Origin of the sequence: Dickeya parazeae Ech586 (assembly GCF_000025065.1) — a bacterium.
Taxonomy (GTDB): domain Bacteria; phylum Pseudomonadota; class Gammaproteobacteria; order Enterobacterales; family Enterobacteriaceae; genus Dickeya; species Dickeya zeae.
The window spans coordinates 4,104,984-4,129,071 of sequence record NC_013592.1 but is presented as its reverse complement, the minus strand read 5'-3'; the positions used below and the strand labels follow the sequence as shown (position 1 = coordinate 4,129,071).

20 protein-coding genes and 1 other annotated feature are annotated in these 24,088 nt (G+C 53.1%); of the genes, 14 read left to right on the top strand and 6 right to left on the bottom strand.

All coding sequences use genetic code 11. The annotated features are described in order from the left end of the window. Positions 1-202 precede the first annotated feature (202 nt). Complete coding sequence (gene sltY / locus DD586_RS17940; RefSeq protein WP_012886239.1) at positions 203-2,134, top strand: murein transglycosylase; 1,932 nt, start codon at positions 203-205, stop codon at positions 2,132-2,134. Between the two features lie 182 nt (positions 2,135-2,316). Then, the gene (gene trpR / locus DD586_RS17935) at positions 2,317-2,649 is read left to right on the top strand and encodes a trp operon repressor (RefSeq protein WP_012886238.1); all 333 of its coding nucleotides are present in this window, start codon (positions 2,317-2,319) and stop codon (positions 2,647-2,649) included. An 11-nt stretch (positions 2,650-2,660) separates the two neighbouring features. On the opposite strand, the gene yjjX is transcribed toward trpR, so the two are convergent. After that, on the bottom strand, positions 2,661-3,200 hold the full coding sequence (gene yjjX, locus DD586_RS17930) for an inosine/xanthosine triphosphatase (protein WP_012886237.1): 540 nt from the start codon (positions 3,198-3,200) through the stop codon (positions 2,661-2,663). A 51-nt stretch (positions 3,201-3,251) separates the two neighbouring features. Here yjjX and gpmB point away from each other — a divergent pair, with 51 nt between their 5' ends. After that, positions 3,252-3,902 (top strand): 2,3-diphosphoglycerate-dependent phosphoglycerate mutase GpmB, encoded by a 651-nt coding sequence (gene gpmB, locus DD586_RS17925; protein ID WP_012886236.1) that lies wholly within the window; start codon positions 3,252-3,254, stop codon positions 3,900-3,902. On the opposite strand, the gene robA is transcribed toward gpmB, so the two are convergent. Next, positions 3,899-4,765, bottom strand: a complete 867-nt coding sequence (gene robA / locus DD586_RS17920; RefSeq protein WP_012886235.1) for an MDR efflux pump AcrAB transcriptional activator RobA — start codon at positions 4,763-4,765, stop codon at positions 3,899-3,901. The genes gpmB and robA overlap by 4 nt on opposite strands. A 221-nt stretch (positions 4,766-4,986) precedes the next feature. Between robA and creA the strand changes: the two genes are divergently transcribed. Next, positions 4,987-5,463 carry a protein CreA gene (creA, locus tag DD586_RS17915; protein ID WP_080516800.1) on the top strand — a complete coding sequence of 159 codons (477 nt, stop codon included), beginning with the start codon at positions 4,987-4,989 and terminating at the stop codon, positions 5,461-5,463. An 85-nt stretch (positions 5,464-5,548) separates the two neighbouring features. On the opposite strand, the gene arcA is transcribed toward creA, so the two are convergent. Continuing rightward, positions 5,549-6,265: a two-component system response regulator ArcA gene (gene arcA / locus DD586_RS17910; protein ID WP_012768295.1), complete on the bottom strand. Its 717-nt coding sequence runs from the start codon at positions 6,263-6,265 to the stop codon at positions 5,549-5,551. A 559-nt stretch (positions 6,266-6,824) separates the two neighbouring features. Between arcA and DD586_RS17905 the strand changes: the two genes are divergently transcribed. The 4 genes from DD586_RS17905 (at position 6,825) to thrC (ending at position 12,638) form a co-directional block, all read left to right on the top strand. After that, entirely contained in the window at positions 6,825-7,526 is a 702-nt protein-coding gene (locus tag DD586_RS17905; protein ID WP_012886233.1) for a tRNA/rRNA methyltransferase, read from the top strand. A gap of 203 nt (positions 7,527-7,729) precedes the next feature. Further along, positions 7,730-7,846 (top strand) — a sequence feature (Thr leader region). A 110-nt stretch (positions 7,847-7,956) separates the two neighbouring features. Then, positions 7,957-10,413 carry a bifunctional aspartate kinase/homoserine dehydrogenase I gene (gene thrA, locus DD586_RS17900; RefSeq protein WP_012886232.1) on the top strand — a complete coding sequence of 819 codons (2,457 nt, stop codon included), beginning with the start codon at positions 7,957-7,959 and terminating at the stop codon, positions 10,411-10,413. Positions 10,414-10,415: 2 nt separating this feature from the next. Next, entirely contained in the window at positions 10,416-11,345 is a 930-nt protein-coding gene (thrB, locus tag DD586_RS17895) for a homoserine kinase (protein WP_012886231.1), read from the top strand. Between the two features lie 3 nt (positions 11,346-11,348). Further along, positions 11,349-12,638, top strand: a complete 1,290-nt coding sequence (gene thrC / locus DD586_RS17890) for a threonine synthase (RefSeq protein ID WP_012886230.1) — start codon at positions 11,349-11,351, stop codon at positions 12,636-12,638. 119 nt (positions 12,639-12,757) lie between these two features. Here the strand turns inward: thrC and yaaA are convergent, their stop codons facing one another. Further along, entirely contained in the window at positions 12,758-13,537 is a 780-nt protein-coding gene (yaaA, locus tag DD586_RS17885) for a peroxide stress protein YaaA (RefSeq protein ID WP_012886229.1), read from the bottom strand. A gap of 302 nt (positions 13,538-13,839) precedes the next feature. Between yaaA and tal the strand changes: the two genes are divergently transcribed. After that, on the top strand, positions 13,840-14,793 hold the full coding sequence (gene tal / locus DD586_RS17880) for a transaldolase (RefSeq protein ID WP_012886228.1): 954 nt from the start codon (positions 13,840-13,842) through the stop codon (positions 14,791-14,793). Positions 14,794-14,872: 79 nt separating this feature from the next. Here the strand turns inward: tal and DD586_RS17875 are convergent, their stop codons facing one another. After that, a complete protein-coding gene (locus DD586_RS17875) occupies positions 14,873-16,018 on the bottom strand; it encodes a GGDEF domain-containing protein (protein ID WP_012886227.1) in 1,146 nt (381 codons plus the stop codon). A 401-nt stretch (positions 16,019-16,419) separates the two neighbouring features. Between DD586_RS17875 and mog the strand changes: the two genes are divergently transcribed. Beyond that, positions 16,420-17,007 (top strand): molybdopterin adenylyltransferase, encoded by a 588-nt coding sequence (gene mog / locus DD586_RS17870; RefSeq protein WP_012886226.1) that lies wholly within the window; start codon positions 16,420-16,422, stop codon positions 17,005-17,007. A gap of 128 nt (positions 17,008-17,135) precedes the next feature. Then, positions 17,136-18,455: an MFS transporter gene (locus tag DD586_RS17865; RefSeq protein WP_012886225.1), complete on the top strand. Its 1,320-nt coding sequence runs from the start codon at positions 17,136-17,138 to the stop codon at positions 18,453-18,455. 102 nt (positions 18,456-18,557) lie between these two features. On the opposite strand, the gene satP is transcribed toward DD586_RS17865, so the two are convergent. After that, the gene (satP, locus tag DD586_RS17860; RefSeq protein ID WP_012886224.1) at positions 18,558-19,130 is read right to left on the bottom strand and encodes an acetate uptake transporter; all 573 of its coding nucleotides are present in this window, start codon (positions 19,128-19,130) and stop codon (positions 18,558-18,560) included. Between the two features lie 385 nt (positions 19,131-19,515). Between satP and dnaK the strand changes: the two genes are divergently transcribed. The 3 genes from dnaK to nhaA all read left to right on the top strand — a co-directional run bounded on the left by dnaK (position 19,516) and on the right by nhaA (position 24,053). Continuing rightward, a complete protein-coding gene (gene dnaK, locus DD586_RS17855; protein ID WP_012886223.1) occupies positions 19,516-21,426 on the top strand; it encodes a molecular chaperone DnaK in 1,911 nt (636 codons plus the stop codon). A 109-nt stretch (positions 21,427-21,535) separates the two neighbouring features. Further along, positions 21,536-22,669: a molecular chaperone DnaJ gene (gene dnaJ, locus DD586_RS17850; protein ID WP_012886222.1), complete on the top strand. Its 1,134-nt coding sequence runs from the start codon at positions 21,536-21,538 to the stop codon at positions 22,667-22,669. A 208-nt stretch (positions 22,670-22,877) separates the two neighbouring features. Beyond that, entirely contained in the window at positions 22,878-24,053 is a 1,176-nt protein-coding gene (gene nhaA / locus DD586_RS17845; protein WP_012886221.1) for a Na+/H+ antiporter NhaA, read from the top strand. Positions 24,054-24,088 lie beyond the last annotated feature (35 nt).

Below are 24,088 nucleotides of genomic sequence, written 5' to 3'. Positions count from 1 at the left end.
CGTTGCCGGGCTGGATATGCCACACTGATTTGATTTGAAAAAGTCAGATGTTGCCGGTGTTAATGCGGTCGCTGTGGGTCTGGAACGGTATAGCTGAGCGCTGGAATTGATAACGCCTAACACATCGATAGTATGTTGATAGGGCATTGAGGGCGGCATCTGGCGCAATGGCAGAATCGATAACGAGTGAGGTCAGGGCAGTATGTTCAAAATAGGGTATTGGCGATCTGTAGCCGCCGTGCTGTGTCTCGTTGGGGTTTCGTACCAGGTGCTGGCAGACTCGCTCGATGAGCAGCGGCAGCGCTATCAGCAAGTAAAGTCCGCTTGGGACAATAATCAGATGGACATCGTTTCCCAATTGATGCCAACGCTGCGTGATTACCCGCTTTATCCCTATTTGGAATACCGCTCTTTGACGCAGGATCTCTCGACGGTTAGTACTGTGCAGGTCAGGCAGTTTATGACGTCACACCCAACACTGCCCGCAGTACGGACGTTGAATAACAGTTTTATCAATGAACTGGCCCGTCGTCAGGACTGGAGCGGCCTGTTGGCGTTCAGCCCCCAGCAGCCTAAGCCTGTCGCCTCACTTTGCAATTATCTGTATGCCAAAGTCATGACGGGGCAGCCGCAAGGCGTGTGGGAGCAGACACAAGAGATCTGGCTGACCGGCCGTTCTCTGCCGCCAACCTGTGACAAGCTGTTTTCAGCCTGGCAGCAACAAGGCGGCCTAACCTCACTGATGGTACTTGAGCGGATGCGGCTGGCGATGGATGCGGGCAGTGCGGGGTTGGTCAACCATCTTGCCCGGCAACTACCGGCAGATTACAAAACCATCACCGATGCGTTGCTGAAGTTACAAAGCAATACCAAATCAATTGAACGATTCGCCCGCTCTGTCGGCCCGACGGATTTTACCCGTCGGGTAGTGGTGTCGGCGTTTAGCCGTATTGCCCGTCAGGATCCCAATGAGGCTCTGGCCCTATTGCCACAATTAGTACGACTGCAAAAAATGCGTCCGCAGGACCGCCAGAGCATGGAAGATGACATAGCCTGGCGTCTGATGAGCAGCGATGCTACTGACGAACAGGCGCGCTGGCGTGATGCGGTGATTTTGCGTAGTGCCTCTGCTCCCTTGCTGGAGCGACGTGTCCGTATGGCGTTGGGGCAGGGCGATCGTGTCGGACTGGCGCAGTGGATGGCGCGCTTGCCAGCCGATGTGCAGCAAAAAGACGAATGGCGTTACTGGCGAGCCGTACTGTTGCTTGAGCAAGGACAAAAGCAAGAGGGCGAGAATCAACTGCGCGAGCTGATGAAGATTCGCGGTTTTTACCCGATGGCTGCGGCACAGAAACTGAATGTTAATTATCCGCTGACGATCATAATTGCCGCCAAACCGGAGCGCTCGATTGGGCAGTCACCAGAGGTGGCAAGAGTTCGCGAGCTGATGTTTTGGGGACTGGAAAGCCTGGCCCGTTCTGAGTGGGCCGGGCTGGTCGCCAGCCGGGAGAGGCCTCAACAAGAGGCGCTGGCACGCTTTGCATTAGAACAACATTGGTATGATTTGAGTGTACAGGCCACAATAGTGGCGAAACTTTGGGATAATCTGGAAGAGCGTTTCCCGCTAGCATGGAGTGACGATTTCCGTCAGGCAATACAAGGTAAAGGAATTAGCCAGAGTTATGCCATGGCGATTGCTCGTCAGGAAAGCGCCTGGAATCCACAGGCTCGTTCTGCTGTAGGCGCGGCAGGGTTGATGCAACTGATGCCAGCCACCGCGCAGCACACCGCTGAGATGTTTAACATCGCCAGTTATAGCAATAGCAGTCAGTTGCTCGATCCGCAGATGAATATTCAGCTTGGTACCAGCTATCTGGACTATGTCTATCAGTCGTTTGGTCAGAACCGTATTCTGGCATCAGCGGCTTATAATGCGGGGCCGTCGCGGGTCAATAACTGGTTAAAAGACACTAATGGCCGGATTGATGCGATCGCGTTCGTGGAAAGCATCCCGTTTTCCGAAACCCGGGGGTACGTTAAAAACGTGCTGGCGTATGACGTTTTTTATCGTAGTTTGATGCAACAACGTCAGACGGCTTTGTTGATGGATAATGAGTGGCAGCGACGTTACTGATAAATCAACCTGCGACCCATTATCACCAAACTGCATGCGGGTTTAACGCGTAACTGTCGTCAAACCGTGATTATCTCAATGCCCGCCTCGTTGGGGCGGGTGTTTATCCTTTTCCCTGCGCTTTTTTTCGAAGTGAATAGTATGTTATGCTGTTGTACTAGTTAAATAGTATGGTGGCCGTTATGACATTACCTTCACTTCACGATCCGAGTTTTTCCGAGTCAGACGATGAAAACTGGCACGCTTTTGTCAGTCTGTTCCAGCAGGCAATGACGGAAGGATTGGAACAGCCGCTACTGCAATTGTTGTTAACCCCGGATGAGCGGGCTTCTCTCGGAACCCGCGTGCGCATTATTCAAGAGTTGATGCGGGGCGAAATGAGTCAGCGTGAGTTGAAAAATGAGCTGGGTGCCGGTATTGCTACCATCACCCGGGGTTCTAACAGTCTCAAGTCTGCTCCAGTCAGGCTGAAAATCTGGCTGGAGGAGCAGTTGTTACCAGAGAAGAAAGCGTAACGTTTGGGGCTTCAGGCAGATGCCGCATGAATGGATTGCTGATAAACTGGGTTATGAAACGGCACCAGTGCCAATAGCAGCGCCTGATAATACACGCTGGTTCTGGATAGCTTGCCATCGGTAAATACGCCGATCGCACCACCCTGACGTTTGATGTCCTGAATGCCGGTAATGCGAGCCATTTCGTCCCCGAGCTCACGGCCCTGGCCGATTCCCTGCAGAATACTTTGCGGTAATACCAGACTGGCCGAGCGGGATTCACCCCGAATGGTGGCGTTTTCAATGACCATCCAGGCGAAGGTCATGCTTTCTTCGATACCCGCTTCTACACCCACCCAAAAATCGGCTTCCGGGCGGACCTGACGCGCCCTCATCACGCGATTCCTTGCGCCTGTTCGGGTTTCAACGGAGCCAAGTGGTTGACTGGGGACGCCACTGTCTACGTCAACCCCTTCAATACGGCAATTATCTGCACCAAATACGTCGGCAAATGCTAAAGTTATGGCACTAATCTTGGCCGGGTTGGTCGTGGATGCGACAACATGGTACATAATGTTTCCCTACCTTGTAGTTAGTTTGACGCAGTATAACGGAAAAAAATCATGTTACAGGTATATCTTGTTCGCCACGGTGAAACAGAGTGGAATGTGGCGCGACGTATCCAGGGGCAGTCGGACAGTCCGTTAACCCCAGGTGGTGAACATCAAGCTCGTTTGGTCGCCGACAGGGTAAAAAAATTGGGGATCACCCATATTTTTACCAGTGATCTGGGGCGTACCCGACATACCGCCGATATTATCTCGCAGGCCTGCGGTGGCTGTAAGGTCATCATGGAGCCGGGTCTGAGAGAACTGAACATGGGGGTGCTGGAAGAAAGGCTGATTGATTCGCTAAGCCACGAAGAGGAAAGCTGGCGTAAACAATTGGTGGATGGCACCCGTGATGGCCGTATTCCCGGTGGTGAATCCATGTCGGAGTTGGCTGTGCGTATGCATCGTGTGCTGGAAAAGTGCCTGGCGTTACCGCAAGGTAGCCGCCCATTGCTGGTCAGTCACGGTATTGCGCTGGGGTGTTTGCTCAGTACGTTGCTGGGCTTGCCCGCCTGGGCAGAGCGTCGTCTGCGCCTTCGCAACTGCTCGCTATCTCGTGTGGATTATCAGCAAAGTCCCTGGCTGGCTCCTGGCTGGATAGTGGAAACGGCCGGAGATGTGTCTCATCTTGATGCTCCGGCGTTGGATGAAATGCAGCGTTAACGCTGGATAGGAATCAGATATTCACAGCGTATGATTTTTTGGGGTTCGGCGTCTGGGTCCTCTTTGGGATGAAAACGTTCGGCATCGAACCCTTTGCGCCGGATCAGTTTATAGGTCGGCAGGCAAGTGTCGTACAGCGTGATGATGAAATCTTGCAAATCGTCTGCCGGGCCTTCGTAGATAAACAATGCGTAATCGCCAGCCGGGAGTGTGACGGGTTCGCCAGGGTGCACGCCTTCCGGTACGTGATGAGGCTCCAGCGCGGTGGTATACAGCACTTCATGTTCATCATCTTTCTCTTTACTTGGGCGAGAATGATGCAACCCGTATAACACCGGTGGTACCTGTTTCACTTCACCCAGGTACTGACGCCAGAAGTGGATGCGTATTTCGGTGCGAAAACAGCTGATTTGTTCCAGATTACAGTTGTAGCTTTGTGTCAGGCCCACCAGTTGCGTTTCCGGCATAGAGATAAATTGCGGTTGCGGCATGGTGAACGCACCCAGCCGAATCGGTGGATGGATACCAAAGGTGTTCCAGTCATCCGCCCGGCGATAGGAGGCTGGCGTCTGCGCAAACTGCTTTTTGAAGGCGCGGGTGAAGGTCTGTTGCGAATCGAAACGGTATTGTAAGGCGATATCCAGAATGGGGCGGCTGGTCAGACAGAGTGCGACGGCCGCTTTGGTGAGCCGACGGGCGCGAATGTATGAGCCGATAGCATGACCTGTTACGTCCTTGAACATCCTCTGCAAATGCCACTTGGAATAGCCGGCCTTGGCTGCAACATTATCCAGCGATAAGGGCTGGTCAAGATGACCCTCCAGCCAGTTGAGCAGGTCACGTATGATACTGGCTTGATCCATAGATCGTCCTCATAGAACACACCGAGAGCTAAGCGTATAAGCTCGGCATAATAGCAACTTTTTCCCTGGTGCACTTACCAAGATTTTTGTGCCTTATGAATAAAGAATTTGATTAACATAGGCCACCAGAGAAATCTATCTGACAAACGGTCTGTAGACCACAGAAACTACGCCATGATGGCAACGAGCGAAAGAACGGCAATTGTGAGAGAGTGGCAATGATGATGAAAAGACACGTTATATTGACGGTTGCAGCCCTGCTTTTCGGTATCACCTCCGTCAGGGCGGAAGAGATAGGTTCGGTGGATACGGCGTTTAAACTGTTAGGTCCAGACCATAAAATCGTGGTGGAAGCGTTTGATGATCCGGATGTGGCGAATGTCACTTGTTATTTGAGCAGAGCGAAAACCGGTGGCATCAAAGGTGGGCTTGGCCTGGCGGAAGATACATCGGATGCCGCTATCTCTTGTCAGCAGGTAGGGCCCATCACCCTGAGTGACAAGATCACCAGCAGTAAAGGCAAGGGTAACGTGGTATTTCAGCAGCGAACGTCGCTGATCTTCAAGAAATTGCAGGTCGTACGTTTTTACGATGCGAAACGTAATGCGCTGGTGTATCTAACCTATTCTGATCGTCTGGTGGATGGTTCGCCGAAGAATGCGCTCAGTGCAGTACCGATTCTGCCTTGGGTGAAATAACGACGATTATTGTGAGAATAACCGCGAGTGAATAAAAAAGCCGGGAGCAATCCCGGCTTTTTAGTGGTACCCGATGTGCTGACGATCAGTCTTCCAGATCGCCGCAGAAACGATAACCTTCACCGTGAATAGTCGCGATGATTTCCGGCGTATCGGCGGTAGATTCGAAATGTTTGCGGATACGGCGGATAGTCACATCGACCGTACGGTCATGCGGCTTCAGCTCGCGACCGGTCATTTTCTTCAGTAACTCGGCACGTGACTGGATTTTTCCTGGATTCTCGCAGAAATGTAGCATAGCGCGGAATTCGCTACGCGGCAGTTTGTATTGTTCGCCATTCGGGCTGACCAGTGAGCGGCTGTTGATATCCAGCTCCCAGCCGTTGAAACGGTAACTTTCAACCAGACGACGTTCTTCCGTACCGCCACCCAGATTCATGGTGCGGGACAGCAAGTTGCGTGCGCGGATAGTCAGCTCACGTGGGTTAAACGGTTTGGTGATATAGTCATCCGCGCCGATTTCCAGGCCCAGAATTTTGTCGACTTCGTTGTCACGACCAGTCAGGAACATCAGCGCTACGCTTGCCTGTTCACGCAGTTCACGTGCCAGTAATAAGCCATTCTTGCCCGGCAGATTAATATCCATAATGACCAGATTGATATCATGCTCGGACAGTATGTTATGCATCTCGGCGCCGTCTGTGGCCTCGTGAACAACGTATCCCTCAGCCTCAAAAATACTTTTGAGGGTATTACGAGTTACCAACTCGTCTTCGACAATAAGAATGTGGGGGGTCTGCATGTTTGCTACCTAAAATTGCCAACTAATATAGAGATTCGAAAGTACAGAAGTCCTGGTTCTCTCGGGCGCTTTGGAAAATCATGTTCACCGTTTTTTCGCCGACCGACTCAAGTACGCAAATACGTGTTGATGCACTTGTTTTCACCTGACGCGCGGCCTGATAACAGGTAGCGATGAGGTTTTTCAACAGGGCCTATTGTGGCGCATAGTTTAACCTTATTAACAGCAACATAACAGTGAGCACTGATTTCACCGACTGGCAAATCTACGGTTCCATTGACATATATCAAATTTCATTGTAGCACGTTAGCGCTTTGTGGAAAACGCGCTACGAATGCTGCTATCTATCACAATTTAACATTTTTATACTGACCACGGCATAATAAATGCTTATAGCTGAAGCGTTTCCATTTTCACGGGGTTATCCCATCCTGGCTGGAGTGTCGGGGTTGACGTTTCGGTCCATCTGTCTGGTATACCCAACCCGCTAGAGGGCTGGCTAAATCGCCGTTATATCTGAATCGTCAGCGCACCTGCCAGGTGTCGTTTGGGAGGTTATGTGCAGTTCTATATCATTTTAGTGGCACCAGCCCGGCCTGAGAACGTTGGGGCGGCAGCGCGGGCCATGAAAACGATGGGGTTTGGTCGTTTGCGGATTGTGGATAGCCGTGCGCATCTTGAACCCGCGGCGCGCTGGGTGGCGCATGGTTCCGGCGATATTCTGGATGCTGTCGACGTTTTTCCGACGCTTGCCGACGCGTTAGCGGATATTGATTTTACGGTGGCGACAACCGCCCGCAGTCGTGCGCGTTTTCATTACTATTGCGAACCAGCCCAACTGCTGGCGGTGTTGCAGGAAAAACAGCAATGGATAAGTTCTGCCGCGCTGGTATTTGGCCGGGAAGACTCCGGGCTGACAAATGAAGAGCTGGCGCTGGCAGACATCCTGACCGGTGTGCCGATGGCGGCGGATTATCCATCACTGAATTTGGGGCAGGCGGTAATGGTGTATTGCTATCAGTTAGCGTCGTTGATGCAGGTGGCGGTAGCGGAGCCGATGCCTGCGGAGTCAGGGCAGTTGGGAGCGCTGCGTGAGCGATTTTCGCGCTTGCTGGTTCGGGTTGGTGCGCAGCAGGATGAAAAGTTGCGTGACTGGCTCCAGCAACGTCTTGGGTTATTGGAGCAGCGGGATAACGCCATGTTGCACAGACTGTTGCATGATGTAGAAAAAGCCTTGTCGGCAGAAGATAAGGGGAAATGAAGGTAATGCGGCGAAACATATCGGCAAGCCGTATTTACTGAATAATTGTCTGGCTTTTTTGTTTTTCTGCAGAGGCTTTCCCCATTGAGGTTATCGTGGAGCAAACAGCGAAATGAAGAAATCCGTTGACTTAGCAAGGCGATTGCCCTAACTAATAGGGCAGATATTTTTTGAATCACGAGAACGCTACGCGATGCATTACACCAGCCAGGTTACCACCACCATTATTATTACCACCGGTACTACCAGTAACGGTGCGGGCTGACGCGTACAGATGAATCCAGAAAAAGCCCGCACTTCAGAGTGCGGGCTTTTTTTTTACAGTTATTGCGGGCTTGTTTCTGCCCGTCAAGGATACAAGGCTGTTGCAAGCGGTTTTCAAAGGCGCTTTGGCGTTTTTGGCCAGAAAAAATTCAGGAGAATAGACAAGATGCGAGTGTTGAAATTTGGCGGGACCTCGGTAGCCAACGCGGAGCGGTTTGCGCGTGTTGCCGATATCATCGAAAGTAATGCACGACAGGGACAGGTCGCGACGGTGCTGTCAGCACCGGCGAAAATCACCAACCATTTGGTCGCCATGATTGAAAAAACCGTGGCGAAACAGGACATCCAGCCAAATATCATCGAAGCAGAAGTCATTTTTGCCGATTTATTGCAGGGACTGGCCCAATCCCAGCCCGGTTTTGCTTATGACCGACTGAAAGCGCGGGTAGATGAAGAGTTCGCCCAGCTCAAACAAGTATTACACGGCATCGCGTTGCTGGGGCAATGCCCGGATAGTGTCAACGCAGGCATTATCTGCCGGGGCGAAAAACTCTCCATCGCGATTATGGAAGCGGTATTTCAGGCGCGTGGCTATCAGGTGTCGGTCATCGATCCGGTTCGTAGTCTGTTGGCGCAGGGTCACTATCTGGAGTCCACGGTTGATATCGCTGAATCTACCCGCCGTATTAATGACCTGGTGATCCCGGCGAACCATGTGATCCTGATGGCAGGCTTTACCGCCGGTAATGATAAAGGCGAACTGGTAGTGCTGGGCCGCAATGGTTCTGACTACTCGGCGGCGGTGCTGGCCGCATGTTTGCGTGCTGATTGCTGTGAGATCTGGACGGATGTTGACGGCGTGTACACCTGTGACCCGCGTCAGGTGCCTGACGCGCGATTGTTGAAGTCGATGTCCTATCAGGAAGCGATGGAATTATCGTACTTCGGTGCCAAAGTTCTCCACCCCCGCACTATCGCTCCTATCGCCCAGTTCCAAATCCCCTGCCTTATCAAGAATACCGAAAACCCCCAAGCCCCGGGCACACTCATCGGGCTGGAAAGCGACGATATCCGCTATCCGGTCAAAGGCATCACCAATCTCAATAACATGGCGATGATCAACGTTTCCGGCCCCGGCATGAAAGGGATGGTCGGGATGGCCGCGCGTGTGTTTGCCGTGATGTCGCGTGCCGGTATTTCGGTGGTACTCATTACCCAGTCCTCTTCTGAATACAGCATCAGCTTCTGTGTATCCCAAAATGAGCTGTCGCGTGCGCGCAAAACGCTGGAAGACGAATTCTATCTGGAACTGAAAGAGGGTGTGCTGGAGCCGCTGGATGTGGTGCAGCGACTGGCGATTATTTCCGTGGTGGGTGACGGCATGCGCACGCTGCGTGGCTTGTCGGCGCGTTTGTTTACCGCACTGGCCAGCGCCAATATCAACATTGTGGCAATCGCACAGGGGTCGTCCGAACGCTCAATCTCGGTTGTCGTGAACAACGACGTAGCGACCACAGGTGTGCGGGTAGCGCATCAGATGCTGTTTAACACCAATCAGACGCTGGACGTCTTTGTGATTGGTGTGGGCGGTGTAGGCGGCGCGCTGCTGGAGCAAATCCAGCGCCAGCAGTCATGGCTCAAACAAAAACATATTGATGTGCGGGTGTGCGGCATTGCCAATTCCAAAGCAATGCTCACCAACGTGCACGGTATTCCGATGGACCGCTGGCGTGACGAACTGGCGCGTGCGCGTGAGCCATTCAGCCCGGCCGCGCTCAGCCGTCTGGTGAAAGAGTATCACCTGCTCAATCCGGTGATCATCGATTGTACCTCCAGTCAGGTCGTGGCCGATCAATATGCCGATTTTCTGGCAGACGGTTTCCATGTCGTTACGCCGAATAAGAAAGCCAACACCGGCTCACTGCGTTACTACCACCAGTTGCGGCAGGTTGCGGCGAAATCACGTCGAAAATTCCTGTATGACACCAACGTTGGCGCTGGCTTGCCGGTTATCGAAAACCTGCAAAATCTGCTGAATGCCGGTGATGAGCTCATCCGCTTTAACGGTATTTTGTCGGGTTCCCTGTCCTTTATCTTCGGCAAGCTGGATGAAGGCATGCCGTTGTCCGCCGCGACGTTGCTGGCGAAAGAAAAAGGCTTTACCGAGCCGGACCCGCGTGACGATCTGTCTGGCATGGATGTGGCGCGTAAGCTGTTGATCCTGGCGCGTGAGGCCGGGTATGAGCTGGAGCTGGAAGATATTCAGGTTGACTCTGTGCTGCCAGCGGAATACGCGCAGGGCGATGTGGCCAGTTTTCTGGAACGTTTACCGCAACTGGATGACGAATTTGCCAGCCGGGTTGAAGCCGCGCGCGCAGAAGGTAAAGTGTTACGCTACGTCGGTAAGATCGAAGACGGCAAATGCCAGGTGACGATCAGTGCCGTAGGCGGTAACGATCCGTTGTTCAAAGTGAAGGACGGTGAGAATGCGCTGGCGTTCTACAGCCGCTACTATCAGCCGCTGCCGCTGGTGTTGCGAGGGTACGGGGCAGGTAATGATGTGACGGCGGCCGGGGTATTTGCAGACCTGCTGCGTACGCTGTCGTGGAAGGTGGGAGTGTGAGAATGGTGAAGATTTATGCCCCGGCATCCATTGGGAATGTGAGTGTGGGGTTTGATGTGCTGGGCGCGGCGGTATCGCCGGTGGATGGTACCCTGTTGGGCGATTGCGTTAGCGTGCGCGAAGCGGATCTGTTCAGCCTGCACAATGAAGGGCGTTTTGTCAGTAAGCTGCCGGATAACCCGAAAGATAACATCGTTTATCAGTGCTGGGAGCGGTTCTGTCAGGAGATTGGCAAGACCGTGCCGGTTGCCATGACGCTGGAAAAAAACATGCCGATTGGATCGGGTTTAGGCTCCAGCGCCTGCTCGGTGGTCGCCGGATTGATGGCGATGAACGAATTCTGTGGCAAGCCGTTGGATGATACCCGACTGTTAGCGCTGATGGGTGAGCTGGAAGGCCGCATTTCCGGTAGCGTACATTACGACAATGTTGCGCCGTGCTTTCTGGGTGGCGTGCAACTGATGATAGAAGAGAAGGGCATCATCAGCCAGCCAGTACCGGGATTTGACGACTGGTTATGGGTGATGGCCTATCCGGGCATCAAAGTGTCCACGGCTGAAGCGCGGGCAATCTTACCCGCGCAGTATCGCCGTCAAGACTGTATTAGCCACGGTCGCTATCTGGCGGGCTTTATTCACGCCTGCCATACCGGTCAGGCGGAACTGGCGGCCACACTGATGAAAGACGTGATCGCTGAGCCGTATCGTACGCGCCTGCTGCCGGGGTTCGCCGAGGCGCGCCAGGCTGCCAACGAATTAGGGGCGCTGGCCTGTGGCATTTCCGGTTCCGGGCCGACGCTGTTTTCCGTGTGCAACGACATGGACGTTGCACAGCGCCTGGCAAACTGGCTGCGGGAAAACTATCTGCAGAACGACGAAGGTTTTGTTCATATTTGCCGTCTGGATACCGCAGGCGCGCGACAACTGGGATAACGCATGAAACTGTACAATCTGAAAGATCACAATGAACAGGTGAATTTCGCCGAGGCGATCCGTAAAGGACTGGGAAGCAATCAGGGCCTGTTTTTCCCGTTGGAGCTGCCTGAATTCGACCGCACGACCGTTGATGAACTGCTGGAGCAGGATTTTGTCACCCGTAGTAGCCGCATCCTGTCGGCGTTCATGGGTGATGAAATGTCCGATGAAATCGTCTACCAGCGTGTGAAAGCGGCGTTCCGCTTCCCGGCACCGGTCGTGCCGGTGAGCGAGGATATTGCCGCGCTGGAGCTGTTCCACGGTCCGACGCTGGCGTTCAAAGACTTCGGCGGCCGTTTGATGGCGCAGATGCTGGCGGAAGTGGCGGGCGATCAACCAATCACGATTCTGACCGCGACGTCTGGTGATACTGGGGCCGCGGTTGCTCATGCGTTCTACGGCCTGAAGAATGTGCGTGTGGTGATTCTGTACCCGAACGGCAAAATCAGTCCGTTGCAGGAGAAACTGTTCTGTACTCTGGGTGGCAACATCCACACTATCGCCATCGACAGCGATTTCGATGCCTGTCAGGCGCTGGTGAAGCAGGCGTTTGATGATGAAGAGCTCAAGCGTGCTATCGGGCTGAACTCTGCCAACTCCATCAACATCAGTCGTCTGCTGGCGCAGATCAGTTACTATTTTGAAGCGGTGGCGCAGTTGCCGCAGGAAGCACGTAACCAACTGGTGGTATCGGTGCCCAGTGGTAACTTCGGCGATCTGACCGCAGGCCTGTTGGCAAAATCGCTGGGCTTGCCGGTGAAACGTTTTATCGCCGCGACCAATGCGAACGATACCGTGCCACGCTTTTTGCAAAGCGGTGCCTGGCAGCCGAACCCAACAGTGGCGACGCTCTCTAATGCGATGGATGTGAGCCAGCCAAACAACTGGCCGCGCGTGGAGGAGTTGTTCCGCCGTAAAAACTGGCAACTGAAGGATCTGGCGTTCGGTGCGGTGAGTGACGAAACCACCAAAGCCACCATGCTGGAACTCGAAGCGCTGGGGTATACCTCGGAGCCGCATGCGGCTATCGCTTACCGTTTGTTGCGTGACCAACTGCAACCGGGTGAATACGGCCTGTTCCTGGGTACTGCCCATCCGGCGAAGTTTAAAGAGAGTGTGGAAGCTATTCTGGGTAAAACCTTGCCGTTACCGCAGGCGCTGGCTGATCGTGCAGATCTGGCATTGCTGTCACACCACTTCGCCCCGGATTTTGCGCTGCTGCGTAAATTCCTGATGGAGCTGCCGTACTAATCTACTCTGGGTAGTGAGGCAGACTGGCCCTCACGACGACCTTGCGAAACGACCGGAAAATGGGGAACCACCTTCCGGTCGTTTTTGTTTAAAGCACGCTAAACCTTGTGCTCATGTTTTCAGGCATCGCGCTCGCGGCGTCGGAAGACGAGTTCGTCCGCCGATGAGTCGGCAGGGTCGAAGTAATAGCCATCGCTGTTAAAATCTTTTAGCTGTTCCGGTTGTGTCAGCCGATTTTGAATGATGAAGCGACTCATCAGTCCGCGAGCCTTTTTGGCATAAAAACTGATCACCTTGAACTTGCCGTTCTTTTCATCCAAAAAGACGGGTTTGATAATCCGTGCCTTGAGTCTGGCTGGCTTGACGGATTTGAAGTACTCGTCTGAGGCCAGATTGATCAGGACATCGTCGTTTTGTTCGGCCAGTGCCTGATTAAGCGTTTCGGTAATGGTATCGCCCCAAAACTGATACAGGTCGTTGCCCACGTCGTTTTTCAACCGAATGCCCATTTCCAGACGGTAAGGCCGCATCAGGTCCAATGGACGTAATACGCCATACAAGCCGGACAGTATGCGCAAATGCTGCTGGGCAAAATCAAAATCCGCCTCGCTGAAATCTTCCGCTGCCAGACCGGTATAGACATCACCTTTGAAGGCCAGCAGCGCCTGACGCGCGTTATCCAGCGAAAATTCCGGGCTCCATTCCTGAAAACGAGCGGCATTCAGGTCCGCCAGTTTGTCGCTGATGCTCATCAGCGAGGCGATATCCGCCGGGGTCAATTGCTTGCAATGCTGTATCAGTTGCTGGGAGTACGCCAGCAGCGCAGGCTGCGTATGGCGTTGAGTCGGCAGCGGGCTGGTGTAATCCAGCGTTTTAGCAGGTGAAAGGGTGATGAGCATAAGCATATCCCGTTGGTGTATTGGCAGGCCTTACTGTAGCAAAAGTCGGTAAAAAAGGGGCGATAGCTGCGACAGGCAGGATAAATCGGCGGTGTGTGGTGTAGCGCGCGATTTTTGGTTAAAAACAAGAATAAATAAAAATGAATGTTGGTTATTTTATTGATTTTTAATCTTAATTTTCTGTTTTTTCTTTTGGCTGGTTTTTCGCTGGTCCGCTTGCGCGGTCTTTGGCGCGTGTTATTATCAGGCTCTGGCGACAGTTCCTGCCACCAGTTCATGCACAAACAATGAGAAAGGCCAACATGACGGATAAACTGACTTCCCTACGCCAATTCACCACCGTAGTGGCAGATACCGGCGATATCGCGGCAATGAAGCTTTACCAGCCGCAGGACGCCACTACCAACCCCTCCCTGATTTTGAATGCCGCGCAGATTCCGGAATACCGTGCGCTGATTGATGACGCTGTAGTCTGGGCCCGCGCGCAGAGCAGCAAACGCGAGCAGCAGCTTGTTGATGCGACTGACAAACTGGCCGTCAATATCGGTCTGGAAATTCTTAAGCTGATTCCGGGCCGTATCTCTACCGAAGTTGACGCCCGTCTTTCTTACGATACCGAAGCCAGCGTTGCCAAGGCAAAACGTCTGATCAAACTGTATAACGACGCCGGTATCAGCAACGACCGTATTCTGATCAAACTGGCTTCCACCTGGCAGGGTATCCGCGCTGCTGAGCGGCTGGAAAAAGAAGGCATCAACTGCAACCTGACACTGCTGTTCTCGTTTGCCCAGGCACGTGCCTGTGCAGAAGCCGGTGTGTTCCTGATTTCTCCGTTCGTAGGTCGCATTCTGGACTGGTATAAAGCCAACGGCGACAAGAAAGAGTTCGCTGCGCACGAAGACCCGGGTGTTGTCTCCGTGACTGATATCTATGAGTACTATAAGTCGCATGGTTATGAAACCGTGGTCATGGGCGCCAGCTTCCGTAATGCGGGCGAGATTCTGGAACTGGCGGGTTGCGACCGTCTGACGATTGCCCCTGCACTGCTTAAAGAACTGGCGGAAAGCCAGGGCGACGTGGTGCGTAAGCTGTCTTATCAGGGCGAAGTGAAAGCCCGTCCGGCTAAGCTGACTGAGTCTGAGTTTTACTGGCAGCACAATCAGGATCCGATGGCGGTGGATAAACTGGCCGACGGTATCCGTAAGTTTGCGGTAGACCAGGAAAAACTGGAAAAAATGATCGCCGACCTGCTGTAAGACGTTATCTGTTATAACGACTTGCTTGCAGTAAGGTTTACACCGGTAGGGTTGAATACCGAGTGTCTGTCGAAAACGGTCAGCTGGCGCTGGCCGTTGTTGTTTCTGTCATCTCCTGTTGGGCCGATGCGGGCTGCGTGGCGACGGTACAGTTGCGTGATCGTTTGGCCTGATAGAGATTAACGTCGGCACGGCGGATAATTTCATCCAGCCTCTCATCGGGCAGTTCTGCGGCCACCAGCCCAATGCTGACGGTAATTCCCGGTGCTACCGAGGTGGCGTTGTACCCGAATTCATGGATCCCTTCTCTGACCCGTTCTGCCACACGCATGGCATTTTCCAGCGTGATACCGGGCAGCACAACGGCAAATTCATCACCACCCAGACGGCAAATGATGTCACGGTTACGAAACGAGTGTCGAATAATGTCGGCAATGGTTTTGAGCGTTTTATCGCCAGCGGCATGCCCCCATGTGTCGTTCACCTGCTTGAAATGGTCGATATCAATCAGCATCGCGCAGAGCGGCTTATCCTCCTGATAGGCGACTTTTAATGCGCGGTTGGCCAACTGGTAAAATGCATCCCGGCGCAGAACACCGGTCAGATCGTCGTAACGGGCGGTGGCAGGTAGTTCTATCAGGTACTTCTTCGTAAACAGCGACAACAGGCTGCCCATAATGGCAATCAGCAGGCTGATGCAAACCAGCGTGACGACTTCTGCAGAAGAGGTAAGAATGTTGATAAAGCCGGGCACATTACTCAAGGTGGTGATGCGTACGCGCGCACCGATCAGTTTGTCGGTGGGCGAGAGGATAGGCATCACGGTAATAAACTGATCTTTTTCCGGCGAATTGCCCGCTGAGGCCAGCATATTCTGGCAGACCCGGATAATCGCCATATCATTAAGCGGCAGGTTGAGTTCCGACAGGCGGTTGATGCATTCGTGGCGGGTGTCGTGGGTGTTGAAGGCCATAATGCGCACCCGGGAAAACATAGAATTGCCGACTTTGTAGAACTGATCGCTTTCAGTGACGTCGCCACCCATGTTATTGGCATCGTACAGGCGGATTATATTGTCGAAACTACGTTTTTCTTCCTGCCAGTCTTTTTGACGGGAATTCAGCAACAACAGGCTGGTCAGCGCAACGGAGAACAAGCCGAACAAGACAAAAGCGGAAAATGGATTGGCAAACAACCTTACCAGGTGACTTTTAATAACATTCATTCACTTTTCCTGAACTGCACGGTGGTACGCTATTGTCCGGCCCTGATATTACTTGCAAAATCAGCCTCGTTGAGGCGCTACGCGGGTTTCCGGAGCCCGGAATCAGTGTAGCCGTTATTCACGTGATGATTTACGCGTACTCTCCCTGTGCAATCTGACTGCGATAATCATGCAAGCTGGGGTAGACTCTTAATTATTATTATGGTCAAAAATATTAATCGATAGTTGAGAATTAACTCGTTGAATCGTTAGCTATTGTGCATGGTCATGGCGCGGTTGTTGATGACATCACGCAGATCTCAAGCATTGTCTCATTAGTGAGCAGATTTTTGAATGGGTTTAATGCATTGGATGATTAATCTGGCTGATAGAACTAATTTTTGGATAAACAAGAGGTGCTTATGAACAGTCTATGTGTTGGTTTGGTATCCATTTCTGATCGCGCGTCCAGCGGGGTTTATCAGGATGAAGGCATTCCGGCTCTGCAGGCATGGCTGAGCGAAGCACTGAGCACCCCTTTTGATGTGCAAACCCGTTTGGTGCCGGATGAACAACCGCTCATTGAGCAAACACTGTGTGAGCTGGTGGACGAATGTGGTTGTCATCTGGTGCTGACGACGGGCGGTACCGGGCCGGCGCGCCGTGATGTCACGCCTGACGCCACGCTGGCGGTTGCCGACCGGGAAATGCCGGGGTTCGGCGAACAGATGCGCCAGATTAGCCTGCGTTTTGTGCCCACCGCGATTTTGTCGCGTCAGGTTGGTGTTATTCGCAAGCAGGCATTGATTCTCAATCTACCGGGGCAGCCGAAATCTATTCGTGAAACCCTGTCAGGCCTGAAAGATGCCTCAGGGCAGGTTATCGTGCCGGGTATTTTTGCCAGTGTTCCCTACTGCATCCAACTGCTGGAAGGGCCTTATATCGAAACCAATCCTGACGTGGTAGTCGCTTTTCGTCCTAAGAGTGCGATACGCGATATAAAAAGCTGAAGTTGACGTATTGAACCAAGAATCGCCGCGTGGCACTGGTGTGTCAAAAGTTTGCCGCTATAGTAATTTTTTATTTACACGATAATATAAAATTATTTTCTTATCGTACTGGCATTGCGCGGTGATTTATGGCTGGTGAGCAGCATCGTCGATTGAATCGACACGATTATCAAACCCTCTCGTTGGCGGCACTGGGCGGCGCGCTGGAGTTTTACGACTTCATCATCTTCGTCTTTTTCGCCGCTGTTATTGGTGACCTGTTTTTCCCGTCCGATATTCCCGAATGGCTGCGGCAGGTACAGACCTTTGGCATCTTTGCCGCAGGCTATCTGGCGCGCCCGTTAGGCGGCATCGTGATGGCGCACTTTGGCGATCGTGTCGGTCGCAAGAAAATGTTCAGCCTGAGTATCCTGCTGATGGCATTACCTACGCTGGGTATGGGGATGTTGCCGACGTACGCCTCCATCGGTATCGCGGCTCCGTTACTGTTATTGTTGATGCGGGTGCTGCAAGGGGCGGCGATTGGCGGTGAAGTACCCGGCGCATGGGTGTTTGTGGCGGAACATGTTCCCCGTTCCCGTATTGGTATTGCCTGCGGCACGCTGACTGCCGGGCTGACGCTCGGCATTCTGTTTGGTTCGATGGTCGCCACTGTGCTCAATACCTTACTGCAGCCTGGTCAGATTGTTGCCGGTGGCTGGCGTATCCCGTTCTTTATCGGCGGTATTTTTGGGTTGATTGCCTTGTATCTGCGCCGCTGGTTGCAGGAAACGCCGATTTTCCGCGAAATGCAGGCGCATAAGGCGTTGGCGGATGAATTGCCGCTCAAAACCATCGTATTCCACCATAAAAAGGCGATAGTGGTCAGTATGTTGCTAACCTGGCTGTTATCAGCGGGCATTGTGGTGGTGATCTTGATGGCGCCGGTGTATTTGCAGAAACTGTACGGTATTCCGGCGGCGTTGACATTGCAGGCCAATAGTCTGGCCACCATTATGCTGATGGTGGGGTGCATTATTGCCGGTCTGGCGTCGGACAGGATTGGCGTCGGTCGCACCTTTATTATTGGTAGCCTGCTGTTTGCCGTATGCAGTTGGTTCTTTTATTCCCACGCGGCCATGAGTCATGGCGTGTTGTTTATCAGCTATGCGCTGGCGGGATTGAGCGTTGGGGTCGTGGGCGCGGTGCCATACGTGATGGTGCGCGCATTCCCGGCAGCGGTGCGTTTTTCCGGCATTTCATTTTCCTACAACGTGGCGTACGCCATTTTTGGTGGTATGACGCCAATTTTTGTCACGTTGCTGATGAAATGGACGCCGATGGCACCTGCGTTTTATGTGCTGGCGTTGTGTGCATTAGGGCTGATGCTGGGCGTTTATCTGCAGAGTCAGACCCACCGTGAGGTGGAATCGAAAGCAGAGCAGGTGACGTCGCCTGCCAGCGTATAACTGCTGTGATCAAAGTATGTGAATAAAACATGTGAATAAAAAAGAGAGGCGCAATTATGCGTCTCTCTTTTTTTACCTGATAGCGTACATCATGCCGGTCTATCAGTGTGCGCCGCGGGCACCAATCGGCAGTACGGTACGGCCATACTGCTCGTTGAGCACTTCGGCCATTGCCAGGTAGATGGCGCTGGCACCACAGATAATGCCTTCGTAACCGGCGAAGGTCAGCAGTGCGTGGTTGCCGGTGATGTTACCGATCGCCAGCAGGGCGAACAGTACGGTCAGGCTGGCGAACACGAATTGCAGTGCGCGGTTGGCACCCAGTGTGCCGAAGAACATAAACAGGGTGAAAATGCCCCACAGTGCCAGGAATACCCCCAGGAACTGTGCATCGGCCGCTTCCGCCAGACCCATTTTCGGCAGCATGATGATAGCAACCAGCGTTAACCAGAATGCGCCGTAGGACGTAAAGGCAGTGACGCCAAATGTGTTGCCTTTTTTATATTCCAGCAGGCCAGCCAGGATCTGGGCGATACCGCCGTAGAAGATGCCCATGCTCAGAATAATAGAAGTCAGTGGGAAAAAGCCTGCGTTGTGCAGGTTTAACAAAATGGTGGTCATCCCGAAGCCCATCAGTCCCAATGGGCCCGGATTCGCCAACGTTTTCTCGTGCATACATCCTCAGCAATAACAAAATGGTCAATGTGGTGTTGTGTCTCAAAGTTTGCCCGACGGACACGCCTTCGAGATGAACGGCGTGCCGCCGTTACCCGCTGTCAGGCCGGGTTAATCCCTTTTCTGCGGCGAGCGCGGCATCATAGCGGGCGGGAATAGGCGATACAACCAGATAGGTGGCGAATAATTTGATCAAAAACCGGGAAGATGCAGTTTTTTTTGGTTACTCCCCCTTGATGCCGGAATTGTCGTCCCCATCTTAGAGTCATCGAAGCGGTTTGACTGAAAAGATAATGACGATTTTGGGGTGTTGAAAAGTAGTATTTCGCCCGCATAGTAGGTTAAACCACCACACCGAATATGACTTTTAAGTGGAGATGTTTAGATGGGTAAGATTATTGGTATCGACTTGGGTACAACCAACTCTTGTGTAGCGATTATGGACGGTACGCAGGTCAAAGTACTGGAAAACAGCGAAGGTGATCGCACCACGCCTTCCATTATTGCTTATACGCAAGATGGTGAAACTCTGGTTGGCCAACCGGCTAAACGTCAGGCGGTGACTAACCCGAAAAATACACTATTCGCTATCAAACGTTTGATTGGTCGTCGTTTCCAGGATGAAGAAGTTCAGCGTGACACCAACATCATGCCGTACAGAATTATTCCGGCTGACAACGGTGACGCGTGGGTAGAAGTCAAAGACCAGAAACTGGCTCCGCCGCAGATTTCCGCAGAAGTGCTGAAAAAAATGAAAAAGACGGCGGAAGATTATCTGGGTGAAACCATCACCGAAGCAGTCATTACCGTTCCGGCTTATTTTAACGATGCTCAGCGTCAGGCGACCAAAGACGCCGGCCGTATCGCGGGCCTCGAAGTGAAGCGTATCATCAACGAACCGACCGCCGCTGCGCTGGCATACGGTCTGGACAAAGGTGTTGGTAACCGCACCATCGCTGTGTATGACCTGGGTGGTGGTACGTTCGATATTTCCATCATCGAAATCGATGACGTGGACGGCGAAAAAACCTTTGAAGTACTGGCGACCAATGGTGATACCCACCTGGGTGGCGAAGACTTCGATAGCCGTATGATCAACTATCTGGTTGACGAATTCAAAAAAGAGCAGGGCTTTGACCTGCGTAACGACCCGCTGGCGATGCAGCGTCTGAAAGAAGCGGCAGAAAAAGCGAAGATTGAACTGTCTTCCGCTCAGCAGACTGATGTTAACCTGCCGTACATCACAGCCGATGCTACGGGTCCGAAACACCTGAATATCAAGGTGACTCGCGCCAAACTGGAATCGCTGGTTGAAGACTTGGTAACCCGTTCACTGGAACCGCTGAAAGTGGCGTTGCAGGATGCTGGCCTGTCCGTGTCCGAAATCCACGACGTGATCCTGGTCGGTGGTCAGACACGTATGCCGCTGGTACAGAAGAAAGTGGCCGATTTCTTCGGGAAAGAGCCGCGTAAAGACGTTAACCCGGATGAAGCAGTGGCGATCGGTGCTGCCGTACAGGGTGGCGTGCTGGCCGGTGACGTAAAAGACGTTCTGCTGCTAGACGTGACTCCGCTGTCTCTGGGTATCGAAACCATGGGCGGCGTGATGACCCCGCTGATTACCAAGAACACCACCATCCCGACCAAACACAGTCAGGTGTTCTCAACGGCGGAAGACAACCAGTCTGCGGTGACCATCCATGTACTGCAGGGTGAGCGTAAGCGCGCTCACGATAACAAGTCGCTGGGCCAGTTCAACCTGGACGGTATCCAGCCGGCACCGCGCGGTATGCCGCAGATTGAAGTGACGTTCGACATCGACGCCGACGGTATCCTGCATGTATCGGCTAAAGACAAGAACAGTGGCCGTGAGCAGAACATCACCATCAAAGCCTCTTCGGGCCTGAATGAGGACGAAATTCAGAAGATGGTACGTGACGCTGAAGCCAACGCCGAAGCGGACCGTAAGTTTGAAGAACTGGTACAGGCACGCAACCAGGGTGACCACCTGCTGCATAGCACCCGTAAGCAACTGGAAGAAACCGGCGACAAGCTGGCTGCCGCTGACAAGACCGCTATTGAAGAAGCACTGAAAGCGCTGGAAACTGCGCTGAAAGGTGAAGATAAAGCGGATATCGACGCGAAAATCCAGAAACTGGCGGAAGCATCGACCAAACTGCTGGAAGCGGCTCAGCAGCAACAGGCTCAGGCCGGTGCGGCGGGCGCTGACAATGCCGCCCGTCAGGATGACGATGTGGTCGACGCCGAGTTCGAAGAAGTCAAAGACAAGAAATAATCGCCCTTAAGCGGGCGCAGTAGCGGTAGCTCATACTGTTGCTGGCAACCAGCACGGGCGTCGGGGAAACTCTGCGCCCGTGCACGCATGTTGAGGGCAGGAAAAAAGAATGGCGAAGCAAGACTACTACGAAATTCTGGGTGTTGCGAAAGACGCTGATGAACGCGACATCAAAAAGGCTTATAAACGGCTGGCGATGAAATATCATCCGGACCGCAATCCGGGTGATAAAGAGGCTGAAGCCAAGTTCAAGGAAGTCAAAGAAGCCTATGAGATTTTGACCGATGCTCAGAAACGCGCCGCCTACGATCAGTATGGACATGCCGCGTTTGAGCAAGGTGGCATGGGAGGCGGTGGCGCCGGTGGTTTCGGCGGCGCTGATTTCGGCGATATTTTTGGTGATGTATTCGGCGATATCTTTGGCGGCGGACGCCGTCAGCGTGCAAGTCGCGGCTCTGATTTACGTTACACCATGGAGCTGACGCTGGAAGAAGCGGTACGCGGCGTCACGAAAGAGATCCGTATCCCGACGCTGCAGGAGTGTGACGTGTGCCATGGCAGCGGTGCCAAGCCGGGCAGCAATGCGGTCACGTGCCCGACGTGCCACGGCAACGGACAGGTGCAAATGCGTCAGGGCTTCTTTACGGTGCAGCAGACGTGTCCGCACTGTCATGGGCGCGGGAAAATCATCAAAGACCCTTGCACGAAGTGCCACGGTCATGGCCGCGTCGAGAAGAGCAAAACACTATCGGTCAAGATCCCGGCAGGGGTCGATACTGGTGACCGCATCCGCCTGGCAGGTGAAGGGGAAGCGGGAGAATTTGGCGCGCCAGCAGGCGATTTGTATGTTCAGGTGCAAGTGCGTGAACACCCGATCTTCCAGCGTGAAGACAATAACCTCTATTGCGAAGTACCGATTAACTTCGCGATGGCGGCGCTGGGAGGCGAAATCGAAGTGCCGACGCTCGATGGCCGGGTGATGCTGAAAGTACCAGCGGAAACGCAAACCGGTAAACTGTTCCGTATGCGCGGTAAAGGTGTGAAATCGGTTCGTGGTGGCGTTCAAGGCGACCTGCTGTGCCGGGTGGTGGTAGAAACCCCGGTCAACTTGAGCGATCGTCAAAAACAGCTGTTGCAGGAATTGCAGGAAAGTTTCGGTGGGCCGACTGGCGAAAGCAACAGCCCACGCTCCAAAAGTTTCTTCGACGGTGTGAAAAAATTCTTTGATGACCTGACGCGATAAGTCGATTCTCCGCCCGTCTTAATAAAAGCCAGCCAGGGTAACCCGGCTGGTTTTTTTACAGCCATTGTTTTTATAGATATTATCTGACTATTCGGTTTCTTCGAGTAATAATCCAGTTTAAAACTGCTTTTAACGATGAGTGCTGTAGCTTAACCTTGCATCTCATTATCGGGCCGTGATGCCCGTCGATGGGGTAAGGGAGACAAAAATGATAAAGCTGTTTCGCTATTTAACCGGCCTGGAAGCGGCTGCCGGTATGATTTTAATTATCGCCACGCTGCTGGCGTTACTGGTTGCCAATATCCCCGCCACGCTGCCGTGGTATCACGCCTTTCTGGAGATACCGGTTGTGCTGGGAATTGGTGCACTGGATATCAACAAACCGCTGCTGTTGTGGATCAATGACGGTTTGATGGCGCTGTTTTTCCTGCAGGTAGGGCTGGAGGTGAAACGCGAATTGGTCGTCGGTGCGCTGGCGAGTCGACGTCAGGCCATATTGCCGGTGGTGGCGGCGTTTGGTGGGATGCTGGTGCCCGCGCTGTTTTTCCTGCTGTTCAACGCCACTGAGGTAGAAACTCGCTCCGGCTGGGCGATTCCGACGGCGACGGATATCGCTTTCGCGGTCGGTATCCTGGTGCTGTTGGGTAAACGAGTGCCAACCGGGTTAAAGGTGTTTCTGCTGGCACTGGCGATCATTGACGACCTGGGGGCTATCGTCATCATTGCCTTGTTCTATACACAGCAGTTGCATTGGCTGGCGCTGTCAGGCGCACTGGCCGCCATCGCGGTACTGGCGTACATGAATCACCAGCAGGTGATGAAAACCTCGGCCTATCTGTTGGTTGGTATCGTGCTGTGGGTATGTATTCTGAAATCTGGCGTGCATGCTACGCTTGCCGGGGTGATTGTGGGATTCTTTATTCCCCTGCGCGTTCCGGCGGGGCATCCTTCACCTGCCAGTACGCTGGAGCATGGGCTGGCGAGTTGGATTGCCTTTTTGGTGATCCCACTGTTTGCTTTCGCTAATGCCGGTATTTCGTTGCAGGGTGTTGAGTTCCGGCACTTGCTGTCGCCATTAACGTTGGGTATCGCCAGCGGATTACTGGTGGGCAAGCCGATTGGTGTGTCGTTATTTAGCTGGCTGGTGATCCGCCTTGGGCTTGGCCGGTTACCGGCTGGCGTGGATTTTCGTCAGGTGATGGCGGTGTCGGTGTTGTGCGGTATTGGGTTTACCATGTCTATCTTCATTACGCTGCTGGCGTTTGGCGATGTGTCGGCACAGGATATCTTGTATGCCAAGCTGGCTATTTTGCTGACGTCGCTGACCACGGCAGTGTTGGGCTACCTGACATTGCGTGCGGTGTTGCCTGCGGCACAGCGCTAACTCGGTATGAATGAACTATGCATGAATGAACTATG

What these genes read in the sequence shown, in the direction of transcription:
- trpR (WP_012886238.1), top strand. Translation starts at nt 2,317, where the DNA reads ATGACATTACCTTCACTTCACGATCCGAGTTTTTCCGAGTCAGACGAT.
- thrA (WP_012886232.1), top strand. Translation starts at nt 7,957, where the DNA reads ATGCGAGTGTTGAAATTTGGCGGGACCTCGGTAGCCAACGCGGAGCGG.
- thrB (WP_012886231.1), top strand. Translation starts at nt 10,416, where the DNA reads ATGGTGAAGATTTATGCCCCGGCATCCATTGGGAATGTGAGTGTGGGG.
- arcA (WP_012768295.1), bottom strand. Translation starts at nt 6,265, where the DNA reads ATGCAGACCCCCCACATTCTTATTGTCGAAGACGAGTTGGTAACTCGT.
- robA (WP_012886235.1), bottom strand. Translation starts at nt 4,765, where the DNA reads ATGGATCAAGCCAGTATCATACGTGACCTGCTCAACTGGCTGGAGGGT.
- sltY (WP_012886239.1), top strand. Translation starts at nt 203, where the DNA reads ATGTTCAAAATAGGGTATTGGCGATCTGTAGCCGCCGTGCTGTGTCTC.
- yaaA (WP_012886229.1), bottom strand. Translation starts at nt 13,537, where the DNA reads ATGCTCATCACCCTTTCACCTGCTAAAACGCTGGATTACACCAGCCCG.
- dnaJ (WP_012886222.1), top strand. Translation starts at nt 21,536, where the DNA reads ATGGCGAAGCAAGACTACTACGAAATTCTGGGTGTTGCGAAAGACGCT.
- thrC (WP_012886230.1), top strand. Translation starts at nt 11,349, where the DNA reads ATGAAACTGTACAATCTGAAAGATCACAATGAACAGGTGAATTTCGCC.
- tal (WP_012886228.1), top strand. Translation starts at nt 13,840, where the DNA reads ATGACGGATAAACTGACTTCCCTACGCCAATTCACCACCGTAGTGGCA.
- mog (WP_012886226.1), top strand. Translation starts at nt 16,420, where the DNA reads ATGAACAGTCTATGTGTTGGTTTGGTATCCATTTCTGATCGCGCGTCC.
- DD586_RS17865 (WP_012886225.1), top strand. Translation starts at nt 17,136, where the DNA reads ATGGCTGGTGAGCAGCATCGTCGATTGAATCGACACGATTATCAAACC.
- nhaA (WP_012886221.1), top strand. Translation starts at nt 22,878, where the DNA reads ATGATAAAGCTGTTTCGCTATTTAACCGGCCTGGAAGCGGCTGCCGGT.
- DD586_RS17875 (WP_012886227.1), bottom strand. Translation starts at nt 16,018, where the DNA reads ATGAATGTTATTAAAAGTCACCTGGTAAGGTTGTTTGCCAATCCATTT.
- gpmB (WP_012886236.1), top strand. Translation starts at nt 3,252, where the DNA reads ATGTTACAGGTATATCTTGTTCGCCACGGTGAAACAGAGTGGAATGTG.
- dnaK (WP_012886223.1), top strand. Translation starts at nt 19,516, where the DNA reads ATGGGTAAGATTATTGGTATCGACTTGGGTACAACCAACTCTTGTGTA.
- yjjX (WP_012886237.1), bottom strand. Translation starts at nt 3,200, where the DNA reads ATGTACCATGTTGTCGCATCCACGACCAACCCGGCCAAGATTAGTGCC.
- satP (WP_012886224.1), bottom strand. Translation starts at nt 19,130, where the DNA reads ATGCACGAGAAAACGTTGGCGAATCCGGGCCCATTGGGACTGATGGGC.
- creA (WP_080516800.1), top strand. Translation starts at nt 4,987, where the DNA reads ATGATGAAAAGACACGTTATATTGACGGTTGCAGCCCTGCTTTTCGGT.